This window comes from [Phormidium] sp. LEGE 05292 (assembly GCF_015207735.1).
In the GTDB taxonomy this organism is placed as follows: domain Bacteria; phylum Cyanobacteriota; class Cyanobacteriia; order Cyanobacteriales; family Aerosakkonemataceae; genus Floridanema.
This window is the reverse complement of sequence record NZ_JADEWG010000219.1, coordinates 1-8079: the sequence shown is the minus strand read 5'-3', so window position 1 is coordinate 8079 and position 8079 is coordinate 1. Positions and strand designations below refer to the sequence as shown.

The 8079-nt window shown below is 40.6% G+C and carries 7 protein-coding genes and 1 other RNA gene; 6 read left to right on the top strand and 2 right to left on the bottom strand.

Translation table 11 applies throughout. The features are described 5' to 3' along the window. Positions 1 to 38: 38 nt before the first annotated feature. The 3 genes from rnpB (at position 39) to IQ264_RS30145 (ending at position 2258) form a co-directional block, all read left to right on the top strand. Positions 39 to 480: RNase P RNA component class A (rnpB, locus tag IQ264_RS30155), an RNA gene on the top strand. Positions 481 to 513: 33 nt separating this feature from the next. Next, on the top strand, positions 514 to 1227 hold the full coding sequence (gene rnc / locus IQ264_RS30150; protein ID WP_193985992.1) for a ribonuclease III: 714 nt from the start codon (positions 514 to 516) through the stop codon (positions 1225 to 1227). Then, positions 1224 to 2258 (top strand): Gfo/Idh/MocA family protein, encoded by a 1035-nt coding sequence (locus IQ264_RS30145; RefSeq protein ID WP_193985990.1) that lies wholly within the window; start codon positions 1224 to 1226, stop codon positions 2256 to 2258. The genes rnc and IQ264_RS30145 overlap by 4 nt, the downstream gene beginning before the upstream one ends. A gap of 77 nt (positions 2259 to 2335) precedes the next feature. On the opposite strand, the gene IQ264_RS30140 is transcribed toward IQ264_RS30145, so the two are convergent. Next, on the bottom strand, positions 2336 to 4312 hold the full coding sequence (locus tag IQ264_RS30140) for a sensor histidine kinase (protein ID WP_193985988.1): 1977 nt from the start codon (positions 4310 to 4312) through the stop codon (positions 2336 to 2338). 292 nt (positions 4313 to 4604) lie between these two features. On the opposite strand from IQ264_RS30140, the gene IQ264_RS30135 reads away from it, so the two are divergent. The 3 genes from IQ264_RS30135 (at position 4605) to IQ264_RS30125 (ending at position 7098) form a co-directional block, all read left to right on the top strand. Then, positions 4605 to 5249 carry a RibD family protein gene (locus IQ264_RS30135; protein ID WP_413470378.1) on the top strand — a complete coding sequence of 215 codons (645 nt, stop codon included), beginning with the start codon at positions 4605 to 4607 and terminating at the stop codon, positions 5247 to 5249. A gap of 53 nt (positions 5250 to 5302) precedes the next feature. Further along, entirely contained in the window at positions 5303 to 6511 is a 1209-nt protein-coding gene (locus IQ264_RS30130; protein ID WP_193985984.1) for a GNAT family N-acetyltransferase, read from the top strand. 203 nt (positions 6512 to 6714) lie between these two features. Continuing rightward, the gene (locus IQ264_RS30125) at positions 6715 to 7098 is read left to right on the top strand and encodes a DUF4346 domain-containing protein (RefSeq protein ID WP_193985994.1); all 384 of its coding nucleotides are present in this window, start codon (positions 6715 to 6717) and stop codon (positions 7096 to 7098) included. 193 nt (positions 7099 to 7291) lie between these two features. Here IQ264_RS30125 and psb32 read toward each other — a convergent pair whose 3' ends face one another. After that, positions 7292 to 8017 carry a photosystem II repair protein Psb32 gene (gene psb32 / locus IQ264_RS30120; RefSeq protein ID WP_193985982.1) on the bottom strand — a complete coding sequence of 242 codons (726 nt, stop codon included), beginning with the start codon at positions 8015 to 8017 and terminating at the stop codon, positions 7292 to 7294. Positions 8018 to 8079 lie beyond the last annotated feature (62 nt).

The window sequence follows — 8079 nt, the reverse complement described above, 5'->3', positions numbered from 1 at the left end:
CCCCCATTCCCTGTTCCCCAGTAAACTAGATATTAGGAGAGAGTAGGGGTAGGCGGTTGCAGAGTAGCGAAAGCTAGTCTGAGGAAAGTCCGGGCTCCCGAAAGACCGAACTTGCTGGGTAACGCCCAGTGCGAGCGATCGTGAGGATAGTGCCACAGAAAGATACCGCCAGAATAGGGACTGGGGGCTAGGGACTGGGTGCTAGGGAAGAAATTTCCCAATACCCAATACCCAATACCCAATCCCCTATCTTTGGTAAGGGTGCAAAGGTGCGGTAAGAGCGCACCAGCAACGTCGAGAGGCGTTGGCTCGGTAAACCCCGGTTGGGAGCAAGGTGGAAGGAACTATGGTTGGTCTTTTACCAGTTCCGTTATTAGGTACCGCTAGAGGCATCTGGTAACAGGTGTCCCAGATAGATAACTGCCCTCTTAGCTTGTATAGTTAAGAGAACAGAACCCGGCTTATGACTTGCTCTCTCCCTTTTTTATTGGAAAGGAAACAAAAGCAGTAATAATGAATCTCAGCTATCCCCGTCGCCAAAGTCAATTAGAAAGCTTGGTGCAAAAAATGGGAATACCTGAAACTGCATCAGTTAAGTGGCAGTTATTGGACTTGGCGCTGACTCATCCGACTTTCTCAGCGGAAGCTAATTATGAGCAATTAGAGTTTGTAGGTGATGCGGTGGTACGGTTAGCAGCAGCAGAGTTTTTGTGGGAAAATTACCCCGAATCTTCTGTGGGTGATTTTTCTGGTATTCGTGCGGAACTGGTGAGCGATCGCATCCTAGCCAAAATCGCTGATACTTACGGATTAGAACGGTATTTATTGTTAGATAAAAGCGCCGCTGGCGATGTCGCTGGAAGAGAAACTAGATTAGCAGATGCTTTAGAAGCGGTAATGGGTGCGCTTTACCTAAGTTCACAAAATTTACAATTAGTTCGTCCTTGGATCGATCGTCATTTCAAAGATTTAGCCGCAGAAATTATTTCCGATCCGGCTCGTCATAACTATAAAGCCGCGCTGCAAGAACTTACCCAAAGTGTTTACAAAGTTTTGCCTATATATGAAGTTATGGAAATGAAACGAATTAAGGGTAATTCGCAAACATTTAAAGCAGTGGTTAAAGTCAATAACAAAGCTTATGGAAAAGGTGAAGGACATTCCAAAAAAGCTGCTGAACAAGCCGCCGCTAAAGAAGCATTTGAGCAATTACAAGGAATCAAATGACAATTAACATTGCAATTTTAGGGGCTGGACGTTGGGGCGTACATTTAGTGCGAAATTTTTTGGCGCTTCCTGAAGTACGTTTAGTCGCTGTAGTCGATCCAAATTTGGATAGGTTGGAAGATGTGCGATCGCGCCACCAACTAGATGATACCGTAGTTTTAGCCACTGAATGGTCAGAAATACGACTATTACCCGAATTAAATGCTGTAGTAATTGCAACTCCCGCCGCCACTCATTATCAATTAGTAGCAGACGCTCTCAATTTAGGCTATCACGTTTTAGCCGAAAAACCTTTAACTATTAATCCTGACGAATCTCTAGAACTTTGCCAGTTAGCAGAACAAAAACAACGCCAACTCGTTGTCGATCAAACTTACCTGTTTCATCCCGCAGTAACACAAGGAAAAAAAGTGATGGAACAAGGAGTTTTAGGAGAGTTACGCTATGGTTATGCTACACGAACCAATTTAGGCCCAGTGCGTCAAGATGTCGATGCCATGTGGGATTTAGCCATTCACGATATCGCTATTTTCAGCAATTGGTTATCAGAAACTCCCTCTCAAGTTCAAGCTAGTGGTAAGCTTTGGTTGCAACCAACAGAAGCAACAGAAAATAGTCCAGAAAATCCACTTTATGATTTAGTTTGGGTGACTCTTACTTATCCTAGTGGTTTTCAAGCATTTATCCATGTTAGTTGGCTGAATCCTGATAAACAGCGCCGTTTAGGTATAGTTGGTAGTCAAGGTACACTAATTTTTGACGAATTATCTACGACAGCATCTTTATCAATTCACAAGGGAAATTTCGCCGTACTTGGCAACAAATTCAATCCAGAAAATCTCAGTTTTGAAGTTGTTAATGTTCCTAAAGTAGAACCACTAAAACAAGTTTGCGAACATTTTATCAATTGTGTTCAACAAAATCAGCCTTCTTCAGTTTCCTCTGGTTGGGTGGGAGCACAATTAGTGGAAATTCTCTACGCTTTAACCCGATCGTTACAGCAAGGAGGACAACCAATTAAATTATCATAAGTCTGGTTCGTTGTGACGACTTTAGTCGTTTTATGGCGGGAATGTACGACTGAAGTCGTTACTACGAACCTTGTAATTTACCTTTCGCTTACGGAGGGTATTTCTGCTTTATTATCAGTTGGTGATTCAGTAGTTCCAGTTGCAAAAAAGCCGGAACTAACTATTGGCATACCAATTTCTACAGTGGTACCCAAATCTACACCTGGACTTTGCAAATTAATTGTACCTTCCATTAGTGCCATAATTTTGCGGGAAATGGCTAAACCTAACCCTGTTCCGCCATACTTGCGAGTTCTAGTTCCATCAGCCATAACAAAGGGACGGAATAGCTTTTTTTGTTCTTCAACTGGTATACCAATTCCTGTGTCTTTGACTTTCACCAATACCCAATAGTTATTATTGTTGGTTTGTTTGCTGGGAATTGCTTCTAAGGTAGTAGTAACAGTAATGCTACCTTTTTCGGTAAATTTAACAGCATTACCGATAACATTCAGGAAAACTTGTTTCAATTTTGCTGGATCTGCTTGGACTGTAATTGATTGTTCTGGTGCAGTAAATAATAGTTGTAAGCCTTTTTGATTTATATGAACCATTTGTAAATCAATTACTTCTTTGAGAATCGATCGCAAATCCACAGGTCGCAGGACTACAGACAGCGTACCTGCTTCAATTTTCGATAAATCGAGGATGTCGTTAATAATATGTAATAGGTGAATTGCCGCATCATCAGCTTTTTGTAATAAGTCTAATTCTTCTTCGCGATCGTCACAACAACCATCACGTACTAAACGAACACAACCAATAATTGCATTTAAAGGCGTTCTCAATTCATGGGAAGTATTCGCGAGAAATTCATTTTTTAATTTGTTCGCTGTTTGCGCTTCTTTCCAAGCATTTTCTAATTCTTCTGCCCAAATTGTTAATCGCCCAACCATGCTATCGAGAGATTCACTTAACTGATTTAATTCCCTAATTTTAAATGTCGGGCTAATCTTAATTACTGAACGATCTTTACCAACATTTAAAGCATATTCACCCAATTGTTCTAAAGGACGTGCTAAATCACGAGATAAATATAACGTTGCTAATAAAATAGCAGCAATTAATCCTAAAGTGAGAATCAATAATACTTGCTGAATTTCATTTAGACGATATAAAGCACTATCTATACTAGCAACTGCTAAGATTACCCATTTACTATTTTGTTCTTTACTTAAAGGGCTATGAATAGCTGAATAACCAACTACTGATTCTACTCCGTCATCTTCAAAATCAGATAAATGAAGAAAATATTGTTGTCCGCTAATCGCATTTCTAACGATTGCTTCTAGCCTAGAAGCATCTTTTTCTTGAGAAATGTTTTTTCCTTGTCGCTCTTTTTGTGGATGTTCTAAAATTGTCCCATCTTGGTCAATTACTACTGTATCACCGTAAAGAGAACCAGATAGATCGCGTTGTTGTTGGGTTAGTGTAGATTTTATAGTTAATACATTTTGGAGTTGACCTGCACTATTATAAACAGGTGCGCTTAAAATCAGTTGGAACTGATTTTGATCGCTGAGATTGTTGTCGTTATTTATTGGGTTTTTCCTAATCAGAGTCGTCACATAAACATTTGACAAATCTGGTAGTAATTCAGTTTGTTTTTCTGCCCATAAATTAGGAGGTAAAGAAACTAGTGGTAAATCACCACAGGTACCAGCTATAACTTTACTAGTCTGGAAATTAGTTAATTGGATACACTGAATTTTAGTTGGTAACTGAGTAGCTAATTGGGAAATAAATTTTTGATCGTTCTGATTGGATGAATTAGATTTGAGAACAGAAGCTTGACTGGCTACCATTAAGTTAGACTTCAAAGCAGCAATTAATTCTTCAATTCTTTCCCCCTTTCTCACAGCACTTTCTGTTAAGTTTTGGCGGGCGGTTTCTAACAAACCTGAACGTGCTTTTTTGTATGTTACATACTCCCCTACTAATAATATTGGTACACTTAAAAGTAGGATACGAGAGAGTAAAATGCGGCGAAAAGAAGATTGACCTAACTTACCCATAGCGAGTCTCTAAAAAATTATAGTTAAAGGGAAGTAGTAACTTAGTAGCAGACAACCGGACAAGTAATAAGAGTTATGTCGCCACGTAGGAAGAAGAATACAATGTCTGAAAGTAGATAAGTGGTATACGCTAATGATAGTCTACTGCGTAGCGATCGATAAATGTCATTATAAGAAACTTGTCTGCTATTGTTCTCCCAAAAAAGGGTGAAAAATCCCACAGAAAAATTGCCAAAGTGAGAGGGTTTAAGTTTTGTTGACAAATCGCCCTTATACCATTGTAGTTCTGGCGATGAGTGCTGACGGCAAAATTGCTGACGTTCAGGCATCTCCCGCCAGATTTGGTTCTGCGGTTGATAAAGCGCACTTAGAAAAACAGATTGCTTTAGTCGATGGGGTTTTATTTGGTGCTGGCACATTACGAGCATACGGTACAACCTTAATGATTTCCGATCCTGAGTTACTTAAACAACGAGAACTGCAAGGTAAAAGAAGTCAACCCATTCATATTGTGTGTTCGAGTTCGGGAAAAATAGACCCCCAGTTACGCTTCTTTAAACAGCAAGTTCCTCGTTGGCTATTCACTACTATTAATGGTTCCCAATCTTGGCATCAAAAAAGAGGGTTTCACAAAGTCTTTGCAATTGAAATGCAAGAAGGGGGGATTAACTGGGTAGCAGCTGGGGAAAAACTCACAGAAATGGGTTTGCAAAAGGTAGCGGTTTTGGGTGGTGGTAAACTGGTGGCTTCCCTGCTAGCAGCAGATTTAGTGGATGAATTTTGGCTTACGGTTTGTCCGCTAATCTTAGGGGGAGAAAATGCGCCAATTCCAGTCGCAGGCGCGGGTTTTTTGGCAAATTTGGCTCCTAAATTGCAACTTTTGTCTGTAGAGAGAGTAGACCAAGAGGTATTTTTGCATTATCGACTGCAACGTTAGCAAAATTGGATTAATTTAAAGAAAGTTTGAACTTTTGCTCCCAATTGGGCCAGATGGTAGAACAAATTAAGCCTCGCTATTCGGTTTCTTGGATTAATAACATTGCCGAAATCCCTCAATCTGAATGGGATGCTTTGGCAATGCCTTTAAAAACTCCCTTTTTGGAATGGGAGTGGCTACACAATATAGAAAGTTCTGGTAGTGCTAAGGGACAAACGGGATGGCTACCTAATCATTTAACGGTGTGGCGAGATAGGCAATTAATTGCGGCTGCCCCACTTTATGTTAAAGGTCATAGTTATGGCGAGTTTGTCTTTGATCATCAATGGGCAGATTTGGCAGGTCGCTTGGGAATTCAATATTATCCGAAATTGTTGGGGATGACTCCGTTTACTCCGGCGGAGGGGTATCGGTTTTTAATTGCGCCGGGGGAAGATGAGGATGAGTTAACCCAGATGATGGTAAATGCGATCGATCATTTTTGCGATCGCCATCAAATTTCCGGTTGTAATTTCCTCTATGTCGATCCAGAATGGCGACCAATTATCGAACGTCACGGTTTCTTTAGTTGGGTACACCATAGCTACATCTGGAAAAATGAAGGATTCAAGACTTTCGATGATTATTTAGGGGTGTTTAATGCCAATCAGCGGCGCAATATTAAAAGAGAACGCAAAGCTGTAGAAAAGGAAGGTTTACAAATTCGCACTTTAACAGGCGAGGAAATTGCGAAACCTTTGTTGAATCAAATGTACAATTTCTACAGTCATCATTGTGACAAGTTCGGTTGGTGGGGAAGTAAATATTTAACCAAAAAGTTCTTTGAGCAACTTTATTCTAGTTATCGCGATCGCGTTTTGTTGGTTGCTGCTTATAACGAGCAAAATACTCATCACCCAATGGCAATGTCTTTTTGTATTTACAAAGGCGATCGACTTTACGGACGTTATTGGGGTTGTTTCCAAGAAATCGACTGTTTACACTTTGATGCCTGCTACTATACGCCAATTGAATGGGGAATTGCTCATGGCGTGCAAATTTTCGATCCTGGTGCAGGTGGACAACATAAAAAACGTCGGGGTTTTCCCGCAACTCCTAACCACAGTCTGCACCGCTTTTACAACCCCCGCTTAAGCAAAATTCTCAAATCTTATATCAGCGAAGTCAACCAAATCGAATGGCAACAAATTGAGGCAATTAATTTGGATATTCCCTTTAGTCAGCGTCAGCCTGAGTTACAGATGGAGTTGGAAAATGAGTAGTATCTTTTGGTTTTCCGAGAATATTTTTTAGGGAACCGCAAAGGACGCAAAGGACGCAAAGTAAGAACAGAAGAATGAGAAGAAATGGTAGTTTCAGGAGGAATTACTGGTAAATTTGATATGATCGGTAAGATACTGATTTCATATCATTTCCCATTGTAGTAAATCAAATTTTTGGAATCATGCCATCTAGTTTGCCTAAAATGACTCAAACTAAAGAAGACCTTGCATTAATTGACGATCGACTTTCCCAACGTGATATTCAGCTCGATCCGGCTGGATATTTTATTATCTATTTAGATAGAGAAGCCGGATTGATCTGCGCCAAACATTACACTAATGTCATTGATGAACGTGGTTTAGCTGTCGATCCAGAAACCGGAAAGGTAATTCCAGCAAAAGGTAAGGTGGAACGAACTCACACAACTTTATATACTGGCAGAACTGCCAAGGAAATTTGTGTGAAAATTTTGGAAGAAACTCAGCCCTGTCCCGTTACTTATTTAGATCATGCTGGCTATTTGGGGCGGGAGTTTGTCCGGGCTGAGTTAGCTTTAGTTACTGGACAAGAGTATATTCAGGATTAGTGCAGCGTGGCAGAAATAAATTTAGGAAACAGGGAACAGGGAACAGAAAATAAAGTTTGACTTTACCTCCTCATGCCAGAGAAAAGCTAGATAAAGTTAAGAACAGTTAAAAAAAGCTTTGTGTTAACTTTCTTTCCTTCTGCCTTCTGCCTTCTGCCTTCTGCCTTCTGCCTTCTGCCTTCTGCCTTCTACATTACGAACCCATTGATTGATACCAGAAGTAGGTTGCCATTGGGATGACTGTAGCAGCAATTAATAAGCCAATTACCCAAATAGTTGAACTACCAGCATCAGTTTCCTCGGCTTTTTTAAAGGTACTTTCTACTTGTAAAGTGTCAGCAACTACAGGAGCACCAGGATCGGGTTTACCAGATAATACTGCGGAAATGCGATCGCTAGCATCGACAAAAGCTTGATTGTATTTGTCACCTGCCCGCAAAGGCACTAATACGGTTTCTGAGGCAACACTTTGGGCAATCTCATCCGACATCAAGGATTTTACTTTTTCCCCGGTGCGAATTCCTGTGGTGTTAGTCACAGTATCGATCGCTAACAAAGTTTGATTAGCTTGCGTTTCCGGTGTGGGAAACCACTTTTCAAAGAGTCGATCGGTAAAACTTTGGGCTGTTTCGTCATAATCTAAGCGGTGAATGGTGACAAATCTCACCTCATTTCCCGTTTGCTGCGCCAAATTCGCTAAAGTACCGTTAATCTGCCCTTCACTATTACGGCTGAGAACTTCTGCTTGATCGATAATCCAAGTTTTGTCTCCTGCCGCTAAACTGGGCATATCATACGCACCTGTGGCATTAGCAGGTGTAGCAAAACCCTGCATTGCCAACAACACTAACGCTAAGGACAAAAACAGACGTTGGAGATATTTTCTCCCAGAATAAATGTGATATAAGAACTGTTGCATGGGATAAAACCTTAAAAAAACTTCCCCAAAAATACTTTATATCTTTTCGGGCAGAGGGGCAG

Excerpts from the sequence above, each read along its gene's own strand:
- IQ264_RS30135 (WP_413470378.1), top strand. The coding sequence starts at position 4,605 with ATGAGTGCTGACGGCAAAATTGCTGACGTTCAGGCATCTCCCGCCAGA.
- IQ264_RS30145 (WP_193985990.1), top strand. The coding sequence starts at position 1,224 with ATGACAATTAACATTGCAATTTTAGGGGCTGGACGTTGGGGCGTACAT.
- IQ264_RS30130 (WP_193985984.1), top strand. The coding sequence starts at position 5,303 with ATGGTAGAACAAATTAAGCCTCGCTATTCGGTTTCTTGGATTAATAAC.
- IQ264_RS30140 (WP_193985988.1), bottom strand. The coding sequence starts at position 4,312 with ATGGGTAAGTTAGGTCAATCTTCTTTTCGCCGCATTTTACTCTCTCGT.
- psb32 (WP_193985982.1), bottom strand. The coding sequence starts at position 8,017 with ATGCAACAGTTCTTATATCACATTTATTCTGGGAGAAAATATCTCCAA.
- rnc (WP_193985992.1), top strand. The coding sequence starts at position 514 with ATGAATCTCAGCTATCCCCGTCGCCAAAGTCAATTAGAAAGCTTGGTG.
- IQ264_RS30125 (WP_193985994.1), top strand. The coding sequence starts at position 6,715 with ATGACTCAAACTAAAGAAGACCTTGCATTAATTGACGATCGACTTTCC.